At 65.0% G+C, this 20,714-nt stretch carries 17 protein-coding genes, 1 other RNA gene and 2 pseudogenes; 9 read left to right on the top strand and 11 right to left on the bottom strand.

What is annotated here, in order from left to right:
* Positions 1–146: 146 nt before the first annotated feature.
* Positions 147–986: a Crp/Fnr family transcriptional regulator gene (locus ACNJX8_RS33985; protein WP_128944718.1), complete on the top strand. Its 840-nt coding sequence runs from the start codon at positions 147–149 to the stop codon at positions 984–986.
* Between the two features lie 81 nt (positions 987–1,067).
* On the opposite strand, the gene ACNJX8_RS33980 is transcribed toward ACNJX8_RS33985, so the two are convergent.
* Positions 1,068–1,679 (bottom strand): TetR/AcrR family transcriptional regulator, encoded by a 612-nt coding sequence (locus ACNJX8_RS33980; protein WP_128935981.1) that lies wholly within the window; start codon positions 1,677–1,679, stop codon positions 1,068–1,070.
* Between the two features lie 129 nt (positions 1,680–1,808).
* Between ACNJX8_RS33980 and ACNJX8_RS33975 the strand changes: the two genes are divergently transcribed.
* From ACNJX8_RS33975 to ACNJX8_RS33960, 4 genes are all read left to right on the top strand, one after another.
* On the top strand, positions 1,809–3,041 hold the full coding sequence (locus tag ACNJX8_RS33975; RefSeq protein ID WP_439358275.1) for a cytochrome P450: 1,233 nt from the start codon (positions 1,809–1,811) through the stop codon (positions 3,039–3,041).
* Positions 3,042–3,183: 142 nt separating this feature from the next.
* Entirely contained in the window at positions 3,184–6,822 is a 3,639-nt protein-coding gene (locus ACNJX8_RS33970; protein ID WP_439358274.1) for an AsmA family protein, read from the top strand.
* 356 nt (positions 6,823–7,178) lie between these two features.
* Complete coding sequence (locus tag ACNJX8_RS33965) at positions 7,179–8,297, top strand: DUF2336 domain-containing protein (RefSeq protein WP_439358273.1); 1,119 nt, start codon at positions 7,179–7,181, stop codon at positions 8,295–8,297.
* Positions 8,298–8,328: 31 nt separating this feature from the next.
* Entirely contained in the window at positions 8,329–8,568 is a 240-nt protein-coding gene (locus ACNJX8_RS33960) for a hypothetical protein (RefSeq protein WP_091879060.1), read from the top strand.
* 134 nt (positions 8,569–8,702) lie between these two features.
* Here the strand turns inward: ACNJX8_RS33960 and ACNJX8_RS33955 are convergent.
* From ACNJX8_RS33955 to ssrA, 10 genes and pseudogenes are all read right to left on the bottom strand, one after another.
* Positions 8,703–9,197: pseudogene (locus tag ACNJX8_RS33955) on the bottom strand (GNAT family N-acetyltransferase); the annotation flags it as partial.
* Positions 9,198–9,439: 242 nt separating this feature from the next.
* The gene (gene cax / locus ACNJX8_RS33950; protein WP_439358272.1) at positions 9,440–10,543 is read right to left on the bottom strand and encodes a calcium/proton exchanger; all 1,104 of its coding nucleotides are present in this window, start codon (positions 10,541–10,543) and stop codon (positions 9,440–9,442) included.
* A gap of 127 nt (positions 10,544–10,670) precedes the next feature.
* Entirely contained in the window at positions 10,671–10,952 is a 282-nt protein-coding gene (locus ACNJX8_RS33945; protein ID WP_128937720.1) for a hypothetical protein, read from the bottom strand.
* A gap of 305 nt (positions 10,953–11,257) precedes the next feature.
* The gene (gene feoB / locus ACNJX8_RS33940; protein ID WP_439358271.1) at positions 11,258–13,129 is read right to left on the bottom strand and encodes a ferrous iron transporter B; all 1,872 of its coding nucleotides are present in this window, start codon (positions 13,127–13,129) and stop codon (positions 11,258–11,260) included.
* Between the two features lie 23 nt (positions 13,130–13,152).
* Positions 13,153–13,428 (bottom strand): FeoA family protein, encoded by a 276-nt coding sequence (locus ACNJX8_RS33935; protein WP_091879050.1) that lies wholly within the window; start codon positions 13,426–13,428, stop codon positions 13,153–13,155.
* A gap of 115 nt (positions 13,429–13,543) precedes the next feature.
* Positions 13,544–13,795 carry a ribbon-helix-helix domain-containing protein gene (locus tag ACNJX8_RS33930; RefSeq protein ID WP_084805126.1) on the bottom strand — a complete coding sequence of 84 codons (252 nt, stop codon included), beginning with the start codon at positions 13,793–13,795 and terminating at the stop codon, positions 13,544–13,546.
* On the bottom strand, positions 13,792–13,980 hold the full coding sequence (locus ACNJX8_RS33925; protein ID WP_091879047.1) for a DUF4169 family protein: 189 nt from the start codon (positions 13,978–13,980) through the stop codon (positions 13,792–13,794). Before ACNJX8_RS33925 ends, ACNJX8_RS33930 begins: the two co-directional genes overlap by 4 nt.
* A gap of 277 nt (positions 13,981–14,257) precedes the next feature.
* The gene (gene fumC / locus ACNJX8_RS33920; protein WP_439358270.1) at positions 14,258–15,691 is read right to left on the bottom strand and encodes a class II fumarate hydratase; all 1,434 of its coding nucleotides are present in this window, start codon (positions 15,689–15,691) and stop codon (positions 14,258–14,260) included.
* Between the two features lie 90 nt (positions 15,692–15,781).
* A complete protein-coding gene (locus ACNJX8_RS33915; RefSeq protein WP_439358269.1) occupies positions 15,782–16,300 on the bottom strand; it encodes an SspB family protein in 519 nt (172 codons plus the stop codon).
* A gap of 116 nt (positions 16,301–16,416) precedes the next feature.
* Positions 16,417–16,784: a transfer-messenger RNA gene (gene ssrA, locus ACNJX8_RS33910) on the bottom strand.
* 118 nt (positions 16,785–16,902) lie between these two features.
* Here ssrA and ACNJX8_RS33905 point away from each other — a divergent pair.
* The 4 genes and pseudogenes from ACNJX8_RS33905 to ACNJX8_RS33890 form a co-directional block, all read left to right on the top strand.
* Positions 16,903–17,182, top strand: a pseudogene (locus tag ACNJX8_RS33905) (chromate transporter); the annotation flags it as partial.
* Between the two features lie 95 nt (positions 17,183–17,277).
* Entirely contained in the window at positions 17,278–18,039 is a 762-nt protein-coding gene (locus ACNJX8_RS33900; RefSeq protein WP_128937717.1) for a tripartite tricarboxylate transporter TctB family protein, read from the top strand.
* Between the two features lie 7 nt (positions 18,040–18,046).
* Positions 18,047–19,561 carry a tripartite tricarboxylate transporter permease gene (locus ACNJX8_RS33895; protein ID WP_439358268.1) on the top strand — a complete coding sequence of 505 codons (1,515 nt, stop codon included), beginning with the start codon at positions 18,047–18,049 and terminating at the stop codon, positions 19,559–19,561.
* Positions 19,562–19,697: 136 nt separating this feature from the next.
* On the top strand, positions 19,698–20,678 hold the full coding sequence (locus tag ACNJX8_RS33890) for a tripartite tricarboxylate transporter substrate binding protein BugD (RefSeq protein WP_439358267.1): 981 nt from the start codon (positions 19,698–19,700) through the stop codon (positions 20,676–20,678).
* Positions 20,679–20,714 lie beyond the last annotated feature (36 nt).

Genomic DNA, 20,714 nt, shown 5'->3' with positions numbered 1-20,714 from the left:
GATGCTATTTCGCGGCGAGGAATGCCGTCAGCTCTCCGCAATTATCCGCGCTTGATCTCGCCTGATGGCTCTGTTTGGATGAGTTTGTCGGGGCAATCGTATTTCGGATAATCATGGTGGATGAAATCAACGGATACCGTCGGTCAATGGATGCTCGTTCGCGGGAAAGCATCGCGACCGTCCACCGCACTGGCATCGGCAATCGGCTGCTGGCGGCGTTGCCGCCTGCGGATCTCGCTCTGCTGACGCCCTACTTCCAGAAGGTCTCATTCGAAGCCGATGCCGTCCTGGTGCGGTCGGGCGATGAACTCGACCCGGTTTATTTTCCCCATAGCGGCGCAATCGCCTTCATGCTCGACATGCCGGACGGGCAATCGGTCGCAACCACCTTGATGGGACGGGAAGGGGCTTTGGCATCGTTTTCCGTGCTCGGCCCGTCGCTTTCATCCGTGACCGCGATTGCTCGCATGGCCGGCACGGCGTCGCTGATCTCCGCCGCCAAATTCAGGGCTGCCTATGCACAAAGCGCGGCCATCAGGAATGTCGTGCAGGTCCACGCCCGCGCGCTGTTATTGCAGCTCCAGCACGTCGCCGCTTGCAACGCGCTGCACCGGGTGGATGGCCGCCTGGCACGGTGGCTGCTGCAGCTTCACGACCGCGTTCCCGACGACCCTCTTCCGGTGACGCAGGAGGCGCTCGCGCAATTGCTCGGGGTGCGGCGCACGACCGTGACTCTGACGATGAACAAGCTACGCGAGGCCGGCGCCGTCCCATACGACCGGCGCGGGCTCATCAAGATCGATCGCGCTCGGCTCGAGAAGGTCGCATGCGATTGTTATGCGCTCATGCAGCACAACATCGATCGAATGTATTGCCAGGAATTGTCGGTGCCGCAGCCTGCCCATCCGCCGTTCCGGCAAAGCGCCTTCGTCGCCTCCGACGGAGCGAGTGGTGAATCCAGAGCCGTTTCGCGGGCGGGAAAATAGAGAGCAGAGCCTGGAATCGCGCTTGGCAGTGCTCGACTGCACGCCAGCGACGAAAATGGCACTACAACTCTCCAGCCGCTTTCAGCCCGACGCCAACCCCGTCCTCCGCCGCAAATCCGTGATCGCGCGCAGAAAGCTGTCGGCCGGCGTGGTCTCGGGATCGATCAGCCGGTGCAGGCGAAAACCGTCTTCGAGCGCGAGCACGACGGAGGCCATCCAGGGCGGGTTCAGACTGTCATTGCGGCCGTTGCTCTTCAACGTCGCCTCGACGATGTCGGCGATCAGCTTGCGCCGCGCGCGCAGGCGCTTGGCAAGCTCCGGGCGGCGCTTCTCGGCGCGCGCGACGAACAGGATCATCTCCATGTGCAGCAGCGGCGAGCGGCCGAGCGGATCCTGCTTGCTGCGATCCATCGTCTTCAGTGCCGCGATGAAATCGTCGAGATTGTCGTGCTGCGCGAGGATGTCCAGGTTGCGGCGGATCGACTGCTCGACATGGTCCTCGAGCATGGCGATGATCAATTCGTCCTTGCTCTTGAAGTTGGAATAGAACGCCCCGCGGGTGAAGCCCGCCGCGGCCGCGATCGCCTCGATGCTGGCGCCGCCGATGCCGTCTTCCTCGAACACGCGCGCGGCCGCCTCGAACAGCCTGTCGCGCGTATCGTCCCTGGTCGGCCTGGTTCTCACCCTTGACATCCCGGCAGCTTAGGGCAGAATGCAACTCGATACAACAATGTATCGAGTTGATAATTCCAAGGGATGGTTACGCCGGGCTGTCGGGCAGCCTTGCGTATTCGTGTCATGCGGCAACCGATTGAGGTCACCATGAACGAGCAAGTGCAAGGCGCGAACGGCGATCCGTTGTTCAATCCTCTGTCGCCGGACTTCATCCGCGATCCCTATCCGCACTACGACCGGCTGCGCACGATGGATCCGATCCATGTGACGCCGTTCGGCCAGTTCGTCACCAGCCGCCACGCCGATGTCAGCCTCGTGCTGCGCGACAGGCGTTTCGGCAAGGATTTCGTCGAGCGCTCCAAGCGCCGCTATAGCGAAAAGATCATGGACGAGCCGGTGTTCCGCAGCATGAGCCACTGGATGCTGCAGGCCGATCCGCCCGATCACACCCGCCTGCGCGGCCTGGTCGTGAAGGCCTTCACCGCCCGCCGCGTCGAGGACATGCGCCCGCGCATCCAGGAAATCGTCGACCAGACCATCGACGCCGTGATCGATCGCGGCCGCATGGACCTGATCGAGGATTTCGCCTTCCGCCTGCCCGTCACCATCATCTGCGACATGCTCGGCATCCCCGAGGAGCACCGCGAAACCTTCTACAAGAGCTCGCGCGACGGCGGGCGGCTGCTCGACCCGGTGCCGCTCTCGCCGGAGGAGATCAGCCAAGGCAATGCCGGCAACCTGATGGCGCAGATGTATTTCCAGCAGCTGTTCGAGCTGCGCCGCCGCAATCCCGGTGACGATCTCATCACCCAGCTCGTGCAGGCCGAGGAGGACGGCAACAAGCTCACCAACGAGGAGCTGACCGCCAACATCATCCTCTTGTTCGGTGCCGGCCACGAGACCACCGTCAATTTGATTGGCAACGGCCTCTTGGCACTCCATCGCAATCCCGACCAGCTCGCGCTGCTGAAGGCGCGGCCCGAGCTGATGGTGGGTGCGATCGAGGAATTTTTGCGCTACGATTCCTCGGTGCAGATGACCGGGCGCGTCGCGCTGGAGGACATCGACGATCTCGGCGGCGTGAAGATCCCCAAGGGCGAGACCGTGCTCTGCCTGCTCGGCTCGGCCAACCGCGATCCGGCGGTCTATCCTGACCGGCCCGACCGGCTGGACGTCACCCGCCAGAATGTGAAGCCACTGTCGTTCGGCGGCGGCATCCATTTCTGCCTGGGGGCCCAATTGGCGCGCATCGAGGCCGAGATCGCCATCGCGACGCTGCTCCGCCGGCTGCCGGATTTGCGCATCGACGACGTCGTAAACCCGCAGTGGCGGCCGACCTTCGTGCTGCGCGGCCTGACGCGGCTGCCGGCGAGCTGGTGAGGGCGCTCAGCGTTAACCTCCGCGCGCAACAGTCGCTGTGACTTCGCCACACTTGCCCCTATATAAGGGGCTGTTCCGGCCCGCCTGAAGCCTTCCCAGGGCAAGGTCTGGTCCGGGCGCCGTTTTGGCCGAGGGGAGACCCGTGCAGACGACGCTGCTCGGATTGGCGATTGCCTTCATCATTGCGCTTTTGGCCGCGCTGATCGGGCCTTACTTCATCGACTGGAACCAGTTCAGGCCCCAGTTCGAGGCGGAGGCCAGCCGGATCATCGGGGTGCCGGTGCGGGTGGCGGGCGCGCTCGATGCACGGCTGTTGCCGGCGCCGACGTTGCGGCTGCGTTCGGTCACCTTCGGCGGCCACAACGATCTCGGCCGGCTGCGCGCCGACAAGCTCGACGTCGAGTTCAGCCTGGGCCCGCTCATGCGCGGTGAATGGCGTGCCACCGAGCTTTCGGTCGGCGGCATGGCGGTCGATCTCGGCCTGGACGCGCGCGGGCGGGTCGATCTGCCGTCCACTGCGAGCGGCGCCTTCAATCTCGGCTCACTCGCCATCGAGCGGCTCAATCTCACCGGCCGCATCGCCCTGCACGATGCCGCCAGCCGCTCGACGCTGGAGCTGAGCGATATCGCCTTTTCCGGCGACGTGCGCTCGCTCGCGGGCTCGGTGCGCGGCGACGGCCGCTTCACCGCCAATGGGGTGCGCTACCCGTTCCGCATCTCCTCCGGCCCGACCGCCGACGGCAACGCCACCCGTCTCCACCTCAACATCGATCCGGGCGAGCGTGCCATCCTCGCCGATCTCGAAGGCGTGCTCGCCTTCGACAACCGCTTGCCGAAATTCGACGGCGCGCTGACGCTCGCCGTGCCCGCGACAAAGAAAGCAGGCGAGGCGGGGCCGACGCCCTGGAAGCTCGCGACCAAGCTCAAGGCCGATCCGGCCGGCGCCAAATTCGACCAGATCGAGGCCAGCTACGGCGTTGAGGACGCCGCGCTGAAGCTCGGCGGCGTCGGCGACCTCAAATTCGGTGCCTCGCCGCTGCTGCGCGCGGTGCTCTCGGCGCGGCAGGTCGATGCCGACAAGCTGACGGCCAAGGATGCTGCCAAGGATGCTGCCAAGGACGATGCCGATCCGCAGCGCGTCCTGCCGGCGCTGCGCGCAGGGCTGGCCGCGATCCCGCAGGCGCCGATCCCGGCGCAGATCGAATTCAACTCCGACCAGATCATGCTCGGTGGCCGTCCGCTCCAGAACATCAGCGCCGAGCTTCAGACTGACGGACGGTCCTGGACCTTCCAGCGGCTTGAGCTGCGTGCGCCGGGCATGACGCAGCTCTCGCTCAACGGCGCAGCTCCCGGCGCCAACCGCTTTAGCGGCCGCCTCAACGTCGAGTCGTCCGATCCTGACACGCTGGTGGCCTGGCTTCAGGGCCGCAGCGAGGTCAACCGCCGCAGCACGCGGCCGCTGCGCCTTGCGGGCGACGTGACGATTGCCGCCAACCATCTCGCCATCGACAGGCTGAAGGCCGAGATCGAGGGCGGCGCGGTCGAAGGCCGTATCGCCTTCGTCCAGACCGGCGCCAGCAAGGGCTCGCGGATCGATGCCGAACTCAAGGCCGACCGTCTCGACCTCGACGCCGCCGCAAGTTTTGTGCGCGCGCTCGCCGGGCCGCAGGGCGAATGGCCGGAGGAGGCAAAGCTCTCGCTCAATATCGGCCGCGCCATCTCCGCAGGACAGGAGCTGCGGCCCTTCATGGCAAAGCTCGGCTACGGCCCGGCGTCGCTGTCGCTGGAACAGTTGCGGTTCGGCCAGGCCAGCGGCGTGACCACGGAGGCGAACGGCAGTTTTGATCGCAAGAATGCCACCGGCAAGCTCGCCTTGAAGTCGTCAGCGAATTCGCTGGGCGAGCTGACCGCGCTGATCGAGCCGTTTGCGCCCGCGGTGCATGCGCGCTTCGATGCCATGCCGGCATTGCCAGGTGCGACGCGCCTGAAGCTCGACCTCAGCCTCGACAAGAACGCCGAGCATGCCGATCGCAGCAACGCCCGCGTTGTGTTCGATCTCGACGCGCCGCAGCTCAAGGCGACCGCGACGCTGGCCGCGCAGACGCCGGTGGCCGCCGTCAGCGGCATCGACATCGACCGCCTGCGCAACAGCGACTTCACGCTCGATTCGAAAGTATCGACGCCGCAGGCCGGCGCACTGGTGGCGCTGCTCGGTCTGGATCGCATCGTGGCCGCAGGTGAGGGCGCTTCGCAGTTCGAAGGCAAGCTGACCGGCACCTGGCAGAAGCCGCTGCAATTGAGCGGAAAGCTCAGCGGCGGCGGGCTGGACGCGGATGCGCAAGGCAATTTTGACTGGTCGGCATCCAAGGGCAGTGCGAACCTGCGCGTCCGCAACGCCAATCTGGCGCCGCTGTTCGGAACCAGCTCCGCCGGCAAACCAGCGCAGAGCGTCAACCTGTCCGCGCGCGTTGGCCTGTCCGGCAATCGGCTGATCTTCGACGATCTCGACAGCACCGTTTCAGGCTCGCATCTGCGCGGTCATCTTGCGGTGACGCTGGATCAGGAACGGAGTGTCGATGGCGAGGTGGGCCTCGATTCGCTCGATGTTGCGCCGACGCTCGCGATGGCGATCGGCGCGGCCGGACATGATGCCGGCGAGCCGCTGAATGCGGGGCTCATCGGTGGCTGGCGCGGCCGCATCGCCTTCCAGGCGCTGCGCGGAACGCTGCCCGGCGGCATCGAGCTGCGCCCCTTCGCGGGCACGATCCGCGGCGACGGCCAGTCGCTCGCGCTCGATGCGCTCAAGGGCGGCATCGGCGGCGGCGAGATGTCGGCCAGTCTCGATGCGCGCAATGGTGCCAATGGCCTGGCGTTGAATGCGCGCATCGATCTCAGCAATGTCGATGCAGCGACGCTGCGCTACCGCGACCTCGCGCTGCCCAAGGGACGCGCCTCGGTGCAGATGGCGCTGACCAGCCAGGGCCGCAGCGTCGCGGCGCTGACCGGTGCGCTCGCCGGCAACGGCACGGTGACGCTCGACTCCGCCGAGATTGCCGGCCTCAATCCCCGCGCGTTCGAGATCGCCATCCGCGCCAGCGACGGCGGCCAGGTCAGCGATGACAACAGGCTGCGGCAGCTGGTCGAGCCCGCGCTGTCGGCAGGCCCGATCGCGGTGGCCTCGGCGCAGATCCCGTTCACGATCCGCGATGGGCGCCTGCGCGTCGGCGCGACGCCGCTGGAAGCGAAGAACGCCCGCGCCATCGTCTCCGGCGGCTACGACATTCCCGCCGACCAGGCCGACATCCGCGCCAGCCTGACGCCGATCATGACCGGGCTCTCCGGAGCCCCGCCGGAGATCCAGCTGTTCGCGGCAGGCCCGCCCGACAAGCTGAGCCGCACCGTCGATCTCGCGCCGCTGTCCTCGTGGCTCGCGGTGCGCACGATCGATCGCGAGACCCGCCGGCTCGATGCGATTGAGCGCGGCGAGCCGCCGCCCGCCACCGCCGCGCTGCCGACGCTGGTCTCTCCCGATGCCGCGCCCGAGCAGGCGCCGGCCAATGTGCCGCTGCCGGGGCCGGATCCGCGCCGCGCGCCGGCAAAGTCAAAGGGACCACCGATGCCGAAAGCCCCGCACGCCGCCCCCGCCACGCCGAGCCCACCGCTCGCAAGCCAGCAGCTTGCGCCGCTGCCGCCGCCGATCGACGTGAAGCCCGCTCCGGGTCCGCCGCCCGCCAAGCCCAAGCCAAAACCGCCGCTGGTGCTAACGCCGCAGAATCCGTAGCCAGATTAGTTTGCGCGGATTGGGCCGCGAGCTCGCCCACCTCTCCCGCTTGCGGGAGAGGTCGACGCGCTCAAAGAGCGCGGCGGGTGAGGGCTCTTTCCTACGGGGAATATCCCGGTGCGGAAGCACCCTCTCCCAGCCCTCTCCCGCAAGCGGGAGAGGGAGCGCACCTGCCTTGTTGCCTGCCGGTAAACCCATTCCCTCGCATTTGAATGAATTTTGGTCGGCAAAACTGATTTGCCGATTTTACTGAATTCTCGCGTTTGATCTCTAGCGTCGGTTCCTGAGGAATTCGGTGTCCTGCCACGAGCGGCGGGACAGCTCCCGAAGCGCTACCAAGAACTGGGGTTATCGAGATGAACGGGGCGAAGACGCTTCTACAGGATCTGGACGACGCGATCGCGCGCGGCACCGACGAAAGCCGGGCGAAGGCGTTGTGGCATGCGACCGACATCCTGATCACCGGCCGCTACAGCGATGACGAGATCAGCACGTTCGGCGAGGTCATCGGGCGGCTCGCCGACGAAATCGAGGTTGCTGCGCGGGTGCAGCTCTCGGAAGTGATGTCGGCGTGCGACCACGCCCCGTTCAACGTCATCGCAAAGCTCGCGCTCGACGACGAGATCGAGGTCGCCGGCCCCATTCTGCGCGACTCCACGCGTATCGACGAGAAGATGCTGGTCGAGAGTGCCATGACCAAGGGCCAGGCGCATCTGCTCGCGATCGCCCAGCGCCAGTCGATCGGCGAGGCCGTGACCGACGTGCTGGTCAAGCGCGGCAACCAGGAGGTCGTGACGTCGGTTGCGAAAAACGAGGGCGCGCGCTTCTCCGGCTCGGGCCTGTTGCACATGGTGCGCCGCGCCGAGGGCGACTCGATCCTCGCCGAGCAGCTCGGCCTGCGCAAGGACGTGCCGCGCCACATCTTCCAGCAGCTGATCGCAAAGGCGTCGGAAGACGTCCGCCGCCGCCTCGAGACCGAGCGGCCCGAGATGATGGCGCAGATCCAGAGCTCGGTGACCGAGGTCACCGGCGACCTTCAGTCCAAGTTCGGTCCGTCCTCACGCAGCTATTTCGTCGCCAAGCGCGTGGTGACGACGCAGTACCGTCAGGGCAACCTCAACCAGGATTCGATCTCGAACTATGCGCGCCAGCACCGCTTCGACGAGGTGCAGATCGGCCTGTCGCTGCTGTCGGCGCTGCCGGTGGACGTGATCGAGCGCGCGCTGATGGACCGCAACCGCGAGATGATCCTGGTGCTGTGCAAGGCGCTCGATTTCTCCTGGGACACGACCATGTCGCTGCTGTTCCTCGGCGCCAAGGATCATCTGATCACGGCGCGCGAGCTCCAGGACAATGAGCGTGAGTACGGCCGCCTCAAGATCGAGACCTCGCGCAGCATCTTGAAGTTCTACCAGTCGCGCAAGAACAGCGCGGCTGCCGATGCGGGCCGTCAGCCCGAGCTCCAAGTTCACTGACAGGTACACTGAGGATAAGGGAGTATCTGCAATGTTGCCTCAATTCGGCACCGCGGTTCGCAAGAAGATCAACAAGGCGCCGGCCGCCGATCTCGGCGGCGGTGCGCCGGACAAGGCGTCGGTCGACGTCGCCTGGCTCGTGCTGGAAGCCGCCAACGACCTCGGCGACCACGCCGCGATCGAAGCCTGCCGCCGCGTCATCGACGCTGAGCTGAACGGCACGGTGGCACGCAGCGCGGATGTCGATCTCGTGCTGGGCTATTTCAGGTAAGGCTCGACCGTCGCGTCCGTAGCGGCTGCTTCCGCGCCGTCATTGCGAGCGCAGCGAAGCAATCCAGACTGCTGCTGCGGAAAGATCCTGGATTGCTTCGCTGCGCTCGCAATGACGGTGGTTGTCCCTGCTCGCCGCCGGATGCGGTAGATCACGACGTCCTCGCCGTGACGGTTCGTGTTCCGCTCCAGCAGATAGTGCGACTTCTCCAACACGCGGCGCGATGCGCCATTCCCGACATCGACGACGCCGATGAGGGATGACAGTGCGAGCTGTGACAGCCCGATGTCCGTCAACGCGCTCGCGATCTCGCTCGCAAATCCCTGGCCCCAGAATTCCCGCTTGAACGCGTAGGCAATCTCGATCTCGTCGACGTCGTCGACGAGGATATGCCGGATTCCCGCCCGCCCGGCGAATGCCCCGTCTTTCGATCGCAGCGTCCACAGCCCGAACCCGTGCTCGTCCCAATGCGCCATGTTGGTGGCGAGATAGGTCTTCGTGACCTCGGGCGCCCGCACCCCGCCGAGATAGCGGGACACCTCGGCATCGAGATGCAGCGCGACGAGGTCGGCGAGGTGATCTTCGTTCAACCTCTCGGCGGTCAGTCTGTCGGTGCTGAAGTGATCCATTGAAGACAGATAGCTGCATTTTGCACCGGATGTCACCACGCCAGCGGGGCACGAAAACTCCCGGAGCGTGTGAAGTGCTTCACACACACGTAGGCGCGCCGGATTTACTGTGTGCTCCAATTCCGCTCGCCAGGGGGCGACGATGGCGTCCTACACTCCGTTGCCAGGCTGTTTCCGCGGAGATGGTCTTCATTGCTTCGTTGCAAGGACTCCTCGCAATGATGGGTGGAAGCGGCAGTATCCTAGACCGGGCCGTGCGAGCCGGGTGGGACCATGTAGAGCGTCATCGCGAAGATCGCGTAGATGCAGAGCAGGAGCGCTCCGACGAACCAGGCCGATTGTCCGCCGTTGGTGATGAAGCTCGTCACCACGGCGGCGATCATGACCATGGTCACGGCTCCCGGCCAGAATTGAAGGTCCATGGGCTGCGGGCCGACGAAATAGCTCAGCAACACGAGAACGGGTGCGACGAACAAGGCGATCTGGGATGCGCTTCCGAGCGCGATGCTCACGCTCATGTCGAGCCGGTTCCGGCGTGCCGCGGAAAACGCCACGGCCATTTCGGCCGCAGCGCCGACCAGGGCAACCACGATGAATCCGACGAATGCGGGGGTCATGCCGAGCGTTTCCGCAGCCTTCTGCACCGACTCGACGAAAATCTCGCTCACGAGCGCAACCAGCACCGTGACAATTCCCAGTGTCGGAACGGCGACCGCAACCGGTAGCGCCGGTCCGCCGCTCTCGCCATGGTCGCTGCTCGCAAACAGCTCCTTGTGCGTCTTCAGCGAGAACACCAGGCTGAGACCGTAGGCCGCAATCAGCAGGACCGCCAAGGCGACGCTCAAGCGCTGCACCGTCGCCTCGTGTCCGGGAAAGTTGAGGTCGGCCACGGCCGAAGGGGATAGCAGGGCGATCGTGGCCATCAGCAGCAGCGCGGAATGGAGCCTGCCGCCCGCCCGGTTGTACTCCTGCACGCGATGCCTCAGTCCGCCCAGAAACAGCGATGCGCCCAGCATGAAGAGCGAGTTGGTCACGATCGCACCCGCGATCGAGGCTTTGACCAGCATGTATTGCCCGGCCTGCAACGCCGTGACGGCGATGATGAGCTCCGTGAGATTGCCAAGCGTGGCATTCAACAATCCGCCGACTGCATCACCGGTCTTCTCGGCCACGGCCTCCGTTGCGTGGCTGAGCAGGCTCGCGAGCGGCACGATGGCGATCACGGCCAGCACGAACAGCAGCGTATGCGCGTCCGGCATGATGTGCTCGAGCGCGATCACCACCGGCACGACGACCAGCATCCACAGAAGCGGGCTGTGCCGGATTTCCTTGAGCAGCGAATGCATGGTCCGTCCTTCGCGGTCAGGCCTCGACGCTGCCGCCGCAGATGGGTCCGGTATTGATCTGGCTCAACGACCTGCGGGCCCTCGAACCGGCGCGAGGTTCGTCGATCCGACGAGCCTCGCACGCGTCTCAATAGCAGGGCGGATAGGGGTAATATCCACAAGCCCGGCGATAGCCATAGGCACCATAGGCTGCAGCTCCGGCCGCTGCTGCACCATAGTAGGCGCGCCGATGGACCCTGCGATTGACGCCAGCAACGCTTCCGGGCGTGAGCGGGCGTCCGACGCGGGCCTCGGCGGTGTCAACGGACACGGCGAGCGCATCCACCGGCGAGGTGCGGAACGACAGAGGCGCTGCCGTGAACAGCGCGGCGGTGACGAACAGTCCGATCAGCTTGGCATGTCCAGTCATGTGCTCTCTCCCTTTGCAGGACGAGGAGAAAGCGTGACAGGCCGGTGAGGTGGACCATTGACCGAAATCAATGCGGTCGTAGTTCGAGGGGATCGCAAGCATCGCGCCGAGGGCGCATCTTGCCTTTCTTTCCACGATGCTATCATGCCGGTGTTTTGCCCGACGGGTCAACTGATTTTCCGAATTTCGGCCCAGTTGCCCCATCGACGGTGGGATGACGTTCGCACACGCGTAAGCCATTGATTTCACGACCCCCGTCTACTGTGCATGGGGTTGTTTTCGCAGTTTTTGTTTTGGAACGGGCTTTAGCCCGCGCCTAGCGCGACCGCGGCATTGTAGGTGACGAGGCTCGCCGCATAGGCCAGCACCAGCATGTAGGTGAAGGTCACGGCCATCCAGGCCCAGCTTCCGGTCTCGCGCCGGATCACGGCGAGGGTGGAGGCGCATTGCGGGGCGAAGATGTACCAGGCCAGCATCGACAAGGCGGTCGCGAGCGACCATTTCGTCGCCAGCACCTGGCCGATCTGCTCGGCCGCCTCCTTGCCGCCCTCGATCGCATAGACGGTGCCGAGCGCTGCGACCGCGACCTCGCGCGCCGCCATGCCGGGGATCAGGGCGACCGCGATCTGCCAGTTGAAGCCGACGGGCGCGAGCAGTGGCGCGAGCGCCTTGCCGATCATCGCAGCCAGGCTGAAGTCGATCGCCGGCTCGGTGGCGCCCACCGGCGGCTGCGGAAACGAGGCCAGGAACCAGATCAGCACCATCATCGAGAAGATCGTGGTGCCCGCACGCTGCAAGAACATCTTGGCGCGGGTGTAGATGCCGATCGCGATCGATTTCAGCCGCGGCATCTTGTAGTCCGGCAGCTCCAGCATGAACGGCGCCGGCGCATAGTCGCGCAGCATGAAGAATTTGATCAGGAACGAGACCACAAGCGCGCTGGTGATGCCGGCCGCATAGAGGCCGAACATCACGAGGCCTTGCAGGTTGATGAAGCCCCAGACGTCCCTGGCCGGGATGAAGGCGGAAATGATCAGCGTGTAGACCGGAATACGCGCCGAGCAGGTCATCAGCGGCGCGATCAGGATCGTGGTCAGTCGGTCGCGCTTGTTGTCGATGACGCGCGTCGCCATGATGCCGGGAATGGCGCAGGCAAAGCTCGACAAGAGCGGAATGAAGGCACGGCCGTGCAGGCCGGCGCCGCCCATGATGCGGTCCATCAGGAACGCGGCGCGCGCCATGTAGCCGAAATCTTCCAGGAGCAGGATGAACAGGAAGATGATGATGATCTGCGGCAGGAACACGATGACGCTGCCGACGCCCGCGATCACGCCGTTCTGAAGGAAGCTCTGCAACAGACCGTCGGGGAGGGTGGCGTGGACGAACCCGCCGAGTACATCGAAGCCGGACTGCAGCAGCTCCATCAGCGGCTTCGCCCAGGCGAACACCGCCTGGAACATCACGAACAGGATCAGCGCGAGCATGATGAGGCCGGCGACCGGATGCAGCACGACGGCGTCGATCCGCGCGGTCCAGGTGTCGGGGCTAGCAGGCAGGCTAACGCAGTCGGCGATGATGCGGTCGGCCTCGCGCTGGGTCGCGCGCAATTCGCTGACGCTGAGCGCGCGCCAGCTGTTCTCCTGGGGCTCGGCGGCAAGCTTGGCCGAGATCTCGTCGGTCAGAGCCAGCAGATCGGCCGTGCCGCCCTTGCGCACCGCGATCGAGGTGACCACGGGCACGCCGAGCTCCTTGGCGAGCCGCTCCACGTCCACATCGATGCCGCGACGCGTCGCGATGTCGAACATGTTGAGCACGAGGATCATCGGCCGTCCCGTGCGCTTGAGCTCGAGCAGCAGGCGGATGGTCAGGCGCAGATTGGTCGAGTCGGCCACGCACAGCACGAGATCGGGCACTGTCTCGCCGGAGGCCTTGCCGAGCACGAAGTCGCGGGTGATCTCCTCGTCCGGGCTGCGGCCGCGCAGCGAATAGGTGCCGGGCAGGTCGACCACGGAGACCTGGCGGCCGAGCGGGGAGACGAAGAAGCCTTCCTTGCGCTCGACCGTGACGCCCGGATAGTTCGCGACCTTCTGCCGGCTGCCGGTCAGGGCATTGAACAGCGAGGTCTTGCCGCTGTTTGGCGTGCCCACCAAGGCGAGATGCAGCAGGGGTAATTCCATGGGAGAAAATATCCGGCCGCTACCTAAGCGACGATGATGGCCATGGCTTCGCGACGACGGACCGCGATGGTGATGTTGTCGACCCGCACGGCGATCGGGTCGCGTCCGACCAGCCCCTCATGCAGGACCTCGACCTGGGCGCCCTCGACGAAGCCGAGCTCGATCAGCCGGCTCTCGAGCTCGATGTCCGAGAGCGCCGAGCCCGCCTCGCGGGCGGACAGATGCTGGATGACGCCGGTATAGCCACGCTGGGCCAGACCCAGCGGCATGTGCGGGCGCATGTCATTGGTGTCGGTCATGCCCTGTATTTTCAATGCAGGGCATTGAGGTCAAGCGCGCTCGCCCGCCGAAGCTGCACCTTAGAGTGATTTTAAAGTGCAGATCGCGGGGCGCTCCGGGAAAGCGCTCCGGCGGCTACTGGGCCGGGACCTTTTCCGGCTGGACGGCCATGGCGCGGCTCTTGAAGTAGTCCAGGACGAACAGGCGGATCGCCGAGGACAAATTGCCCTGCTGGCGGGCGCCGTCGATCTCGCCGACGAGCTCGGACAGCGTCATGTTGCGCAGGCCCGAGATCTCCTTCATGCCGTTCCAGAACGCCTCTTCCAGGCTGACGCTGGTCTTGTGGCCGGCGACGACGATCGATCGTTTCACGACGGGCGACTTCATGGCTGCTCCTCGCGATCGATCCGGTGCTGGTCCAGATGCTCCTTCGCCTGGTCCGCCCGCTTCTCCGCCGCCGACCGCTCCGCCTTCGTGCGACCGAACTTCGCCCGGTTGGCGTCCGCCTGCTTCGCCGAGGCTTCCCGCTCGGCGCGCTTCCTGAAACGATTCAGGTTGATGACGTTCCCCATGCCGTGTCTCCATCACCCGATCCTCTCTGCGCCGGATGAAACATTCAGAAACAGGGCGCCGCATTGCGCCCCAAAAGACTTGATCGCCATTAGCTCGTCCTCGTCAATCGGCCCCTCGGGCCATCAAACGATGAATTAGCCCCGTCAAGGGCAGAGGGGCTGCGTAACACGCCGCCCCGCCGCAACATTGACGGTAATCAAATCCCGCGCTCAAAGCCCTATATTTCTGCGGGTCCGGCGTCCGTATCACTACGGATGGCTATCGGAATTCGGAATTTTATCCCGGGCTGGTCATCTTCTCGGGGCGTACCAGGCGGTCGAATTCATCCGCCGAGACGAAGCCGAGTCGCAGCGCCTCTTCCTTCAGCGTGGTTCCGTTGGCATGCGCCGTCTTGGCCACCTTGGCCGCATTGTCGTAGCCGATTTTGGGCGCGAGCGCCGTCACCAGCATCAGCGAGCGCTGCATCAGCTCCTTGATGCGCTTCTCGTCGGCGCGGATGCCGCTGACGCAATGTTCGGTGAAAGAGCGCGCAGCGTCCGCCATCAGGCGGACCGAGTGCAGCATGTTGTAGGCCAGCACGGGCTTGAAGACGTTGAGCTCGAAATGGCCCTGGCTGCCGGCGACGGTGATCGCGGTGTGATTGCCGAACACCTGGCAGCAGACCATGGTCATCGCCTCGCACTGGGTCGGATTGACCTTGCCCGGCATGATCGAGGAGCCCGGCTCGTTCTCCGGCAGGATCAGTTCGCCTAGCCCTGAGCGCGGGCCGGATCCGAGCAGGCGGATGTCGTTGGCGATCTTGAACAGGCCCGTCGCGACCGAATTGATGGCGCCGTGCGCCAGCACATAGGCATCGTTCGAGGCCAGCGCCTCGAATTTGTTGGCGGCGCTGGTGAAGGGGAGCTTCGTGATCCCGGCAACGTGCTTAGCGAACAGTTTCGCAAAGCGCGGCTTCGAGTTGAGGCCGGTGCCAACGGCGGTGCCGCCCTGCGCCAGCGGATAAAGCTCCTTCACCGCGCCCTTGAGGCGGGTGATGCCGCTCTCGACCTGCGCGGCATAGCCGGAAAACTCCTGGCCGAGCGTCAGCGGCGTCGCGTCCTGGGTGTGGGTCCGGCCGATCTTCACGATTCTGGCGAACTCCTTCTCTTTCTTGCGCAGCGCGCGGAGCAACTCACCGAGCGCAGGAACGAGATCCGCAGTGATGCGGCTTGCCGCCGCGATATGCATCGCGGTGGGAAAAGAGTCGTTCGACGACTGGCTCATGTTGACGTGGTCGTTGGGATGCACCGGCTTCTTGGCGCCGAGCTCGCCGCCGAGCAGCTCGTTGGCACGGTTGGCGATGACCTCGTTGAGGTTCATGTTGGTCTGGGTGCCCGAGCCGGTCTGCCACACCACCAGCGGGAAATGATCGTCGAGGCTGCCGTCGATCACCTCGCGCGCGGCACGGATGATGGCATTGGCGCGGCGCTGGTCGAGCAGGCCGAGCTCGCGGTTGGACTGTGCCGCGGCGAGCTTGACGATGCCGAGGGCATGCACGAGCGAGATCGGCATGCGATCCGTCCCGATGCGGAAATTCTGCCGCGAGCGCTCGGTCTGCGCCCCCCAATAGCGGTCGGCGGCGACCTCGATCGGACCAAAACTGTCGGTCTCGGTGCGGGTGGCGGGGCGAGCAGTCTTTGAGCGGGCAGTTTTGGCCATGAGCACATCCATTCCGCCGCGCGAAATGCCGCGCGGGCCTCTTGATATGCTCTTCTATATAGGGAGTCTGGCCGTGTGCGACGGGGGCGGGCCCAACCTAGATCATTTCTTGCGGAAACGATCGAGCCGCACGACTTCGGCGCCGCCCTGGTTTGGGGCCGCCGGCTCCTCCGCGCTTTCCGCCGGCTCAGCGGCAGACGCGGGGGCCGCGACGGCCGACGGTGCGGGTGCTGCCGGCAAACTCTCGGGCGCCACCTCAGCGACGTCGGACGTGTCGAATTGGAGACCGAATTTCACGGACGGATCGAGGAAGCTCTTGATAGCGCTGAACGGCACCACCAGTCGCTCCGGAATGCCGCCGAAGGACAGGCCGACCTCGAAACGGTCCTCGAGCACGGTCAGATCCCAGAATTGGTGCTGTAGGATGATCGTCATCTCTTCCGGATATTGCGCGAGCAACCGCGACGACAGCTTCACGCCCTCGGCCTTCGACACGAAGGTGATGAAGAAATGGTGCTCACCCGGCAGGCCATGGGCCGCGGCATCGGTCAGCACCTTGCGCAGCACACCGCGCAGCGCGTCGCGGGCCAGCACATCGTATCGGATATGATCGGTCGCCATGGTGGTCCTGTTGCATCCCCGAAGCCGGACCCTGCCGGTCCGACTCGCCAAGCCGCAATAGTATCGCGCCTGACGGGTCAGCAGGAGTCCCCGCCGTGGAAGAAATCAAAAAGCAAAGTGGAGGCTTCTGTTGCCAGGTGCCTCCGAACCCCGCCTAGCGGAGCTTAACCCGCTAGGACTTTAGAGTGGTCTTTCAAACTGCGTTACGCAGCCTGAGCAACCGGAGCAAAGTTGTCGTTGGCAACTATTGCAGTAGCCCGATAACGGCGGAACAATACCGGGAAAAAGTACGCCCTTTACGCCCTCGTCGATCCTATTTCGCCCCCGCCAAAACCCGCTTCTAGGCCTGCCCCGTGGGTGGGCTTTGGTGGAGGCGCCGGGTACCGCCCCCGGGTCCGAATGGTTTATTGCGACGACCGTTTATTTCCATAGCCGGCGAACCGGCATCCCCAATATAGGGCGCAAAGCTTTCGAAAAACAGGGGTTTCGAGCGAATTGGCTGCGGTTCCTTTGGATAGGTTCCGGCCCGTCTTGGCCGTGGCGCGACCCTCGTTCCTAAGCGTCTGACATGTCCCCGGATTCAGCACCGGCCGTCCAAGACCGCGACGGTGGTGCCCGAGATGCACCGTATCGCGGTCGAGGTGCATCACTGGATGAGCGACAAGCAGTTCACTGACGCCTATGCGATCGTGCACCTCTCGCCCGGTCCGAACGTCTTATCGTGACGTTAATAGGCTACGGCGGCGAGTGCCCTGCGACCGATCGCGCAATTGCTGCACTGCTCCTAACCGCGATGGTTGCGGTGATCGCATCGGTTTCGCGCATCAATCCACTCTGGTTCCTGCATGCTGGGGGTTGTTGGGTTTTGCTGGCATTGTGTGATGAAAATCGCTAGGCAGTGATCCGGGCGGGGGATCCAGTTCCAGCCGATTTAGAACAACAGTGCTCGTGACTTACGGGTCGCGGAGGAGACAGGCATGGCCGACACGATGGGCCACTCAGCGACAGCCACTCGAAACACAAAGCTGGCGCTCGGTTTTTGTCTGCTGGCGATTGCGCCGCAGATTTTCGAATTGATCTGGTCGATCGGGACGATCTTCGGCTGGGGCACCGGCCGCGGCCCGGCAACGGTCGTCACCAGCCACGCGACGGCGCTGCTCGCCGGAGCGCCCAGCGCGATCTTCGGGTCGCTCGGTGGCGGTGCCAAGAAGGTGTCGTCCGAGGTGCTGCTGGCACTGATCTATTCCTATCCGCTATTTGTGGTGGCGATCCTCACGCTGTTCATGACGATCCGGTCGGCGCAGGACTATGTCGGCGGCATCGTCCTGATGGCGGTCGCCCTGTTCGCGCTATGGGCGTCGAGTGATTTGCAGGGCATGCGCGGCTTCTCCTTCGGCGCGGGGACCGCGCCGCGCATGTTCGGCGGCCTGCTGGTCGCCTTGTCCGCCGGCATCGCCTTGACGGGCCTCCTGACGGAGGGAGCCCCGCTTTCCCATTACTCCTGGCGGGGACCGCTGTTTGTGGTGGCGGCGATCCTCTTCTTTGCGCTGGCGATCCGGCCCCTCGGCCTCGTGGTCACGGCCTTCCTAAGCTTCATGATCGCGGCGACCGGATCGAATGAGACGCGCTGGCTTGAAGCGGCGATCGTCGGCGCCTGCCTGACGGTTGGTTGCGCGATCCTGTTTCCATACGTGCTCGGGCTGCCGATGCCGATGTTTCCGCGTTTCCTGATCCAGTGAGGGCGTGATGGATATCTTTGCCAACCTCGCTCACGGCTTCGCCGTCGCGTTCTCCCCGATCAACCTTCTGATGTGCCTGATCGGCGCCCTGGTCGGGACGCTGGTCGGCGTGCTCCCGGGCATCGGCACCATCGCAACGGTCGCGATGCTGCTGCCGATCACCTTTGGATTGCCGCCAGTCGGCGCGCTGATCATGCTCGCCGGCATCTATTACGGCGCCCAGTACGGCGGCTCGACCACGTCGATCCTGGTCAACATACCCGGTGAGGCGACATCGGTCGTCACCGCCATCGACGGCCACCAGATGGCGAGGCAAGGCCGCGCCGGCCCGGCGCTGGCGATCGCCGCGATCGGCTCGTTCTTCGCCGGCTGCGTCGCGACCGTCTTGATTGCCGTCCTCGGCGCGCCGCTCACGAAACTCGCGCTGGCGTTCGGCCCGGCCGAATATTTCTCGCTGATGGTACTCGGCCTGATCTTCGCGGTGGTGCTGGCCAAGGGCTCGGTGCTGAAGGCGATCGCCATGATCGTATTCGGTCTGTTGCTCTCGATGGTCGGCTCGGACATCGAGACCGGCGCCTCGCGCATGGCCTTCAACATTCCGGAACTCGCCGACGGCCTCGGCTTTGCGACGGTGGCGATGGGCGTATTCGGTTTTGCCGAGATCATCCGCAATCTCGACGCTGGCGCCGAGATGAGCCGCGATCTCGTGCAGCAGAAGATTACAGGTCTGATGCCGACCAGAAGGGATCTGGTCGACTCGACGCCCGCCATCCTGCGCGGCACCGTGCTCGGCTCGATCCTCGGCATCTTGCCCGGCGGCGGTGCGACCATCGCATCATTCGGGGCCTATACGCTCGAGAAGAAGCTCGCCAAGAACCCGTCGCGGTTCGGCCGCGGCGCGATTGAAGGCGTGGCCGGGCCGGAGAGTGCCAACAACGCCGCGGCGCAGACCTCCTTCATCCCGTTGCTTACCCTCGGCATCCCGCCGAACGCGGTGATGGCGCTGATGGTGGGCGCGATGACCATTCACGGCATCGTGCCGGGTCCGCAGGTGATGCAGAAGCAGCCGGATCTCGTCTGGGGCATGATCGCCTCGATGTGGATCGGCAATCTGATGCTGATCATCATCAACCTGCCGCTGGTCGGAATCTGGGTGCGGCTGCTGCGCGTGCCGTACCGGCTGATGTTCCCCTCGATCGTGATCTTCTGCGCGATCGGCATCTATTCCGTGAACAACGCGCCGGTCGACGTCATCCTCGCAGGTGTATTCGGCCTCGTCGGTTACTGGCTGATCAAGCACGATTTCGAGCCGGCGCCGCTGCTGCTCGGCATGGTGCTGGGACCGCTGATGGAAGAGAACCTGCGCCGTGCGCTGCTGATCTCGCGCGGCGACTGGAGCGTGTTCCTGACGCGTCCGTTGTCGGCAGTGCTGCTCGCGGTCGCGGCGACCCTTCTTGTCCTTACGGTGCTGCCGGTCTTGCGCGCCAAGCGCGACGAGGTGTTCACCGAGTCCGAGAACTGAGGCGCCGCCCTGCGTCGGCGCCGCGCCCTGCGTCGGCGCGCCGCATTCGGAAGTCGAATCGACTTGCGTGACGGCTTCGTGAAATGAAAATGCCGGCCTTGTGGCCGGCATTTTTGTTTGTTTCCCGGAGATCGAGATGACTGTCATTCGCGCGCTTGCGGGCGCATGTGCCGCGGCGTTCGCATCGTTGTGCGCCCTTGCCGCACCGGCTGAGGCGCAGACCTATCCGACGCGCAGCATCACCATGATCGTGCCGTTCGCGGCCGGCGGACCGACCGACGTCGTCGCGCGAATCGTCACCGCACACATGGCGCAGACGCTGGGGCAGAGCATCATCATCGAGAACGTGGTCGGCGCCGGCGGCACCACCGCCACAACGCGCGCCGCGCGTGCGGCCAATGACGGCTATACGCTCATCACCGGACATATGGGCACGCATGCCGCCTCCGTGCCGCTCTATCCGAAACTCGCCTATCATCCCGAGAAGGACTTCGAGCCGGTCGCGCTGCTCGCGGGCACGCCGATCCTGATCCTGGCGCGCAAGGATTTTCCGCCGAAGGACCTCAAGGAGTTCGTCACCTATGTGAAGGCGAATGCCGAGAAGGTGAATGCCGCGCATGCCGGCGTCGGCTCGGTCTCGCACGCCTCATGCGAGCTTCTGCACTCCATCGTCGACATCAAACCGGTCGGTGTGCCCTTCAATGGCACGGGTCCCGCGATGAACGCGCTGGTGGCGGGACAGGTCGACTACATGTGCGACCAGATCGTCAACGCCGTCCCGCAGATCAATGCCGGCACCATCAAGGCCTATGCGATCGCAACGGCGGAGCGCAATCCGTCGCTGCCGAGCGTGCCGACGACGGCGGAAGCCGGCCTGCCGGCATTCCAGGCCCAGGCCTGGAATGCGATGTTCGCACCGAAGGGAACCTCGCCGGCGATCGTGGCGAGCCTGAACGCCGCCGCCATCAAGGCGCTCGACGACGAGACCGTGCGCAAGCGCCTGCTCGAGCTCGGCAGCGTCATTCCGGGGCCTAAGGACCGTACGCCGGAGGCGCTGGCGACCCTCGTCAAGAACGAGATCGCGAAGTGGAGCCCGGTTCTCAAGCCGGCAACTTAGCCAGCAGGATCAAGCTGATAGGGGAGGGGCGGAATG

Source organism: Bradyrhizobium sp. SPXBL-04 (genome assembly GCF_051853035.1).
GTDB lineage: Bacteria > Pseudomonadota > Alphaproteobacteria > Rhizobiales > Xanthobacteraceae > Bradyrhizobium > Bradyrhizobium zhanjiangense.
This window is presented reverse-complemented; position numbering and strand designations above follow the sequence as displayed.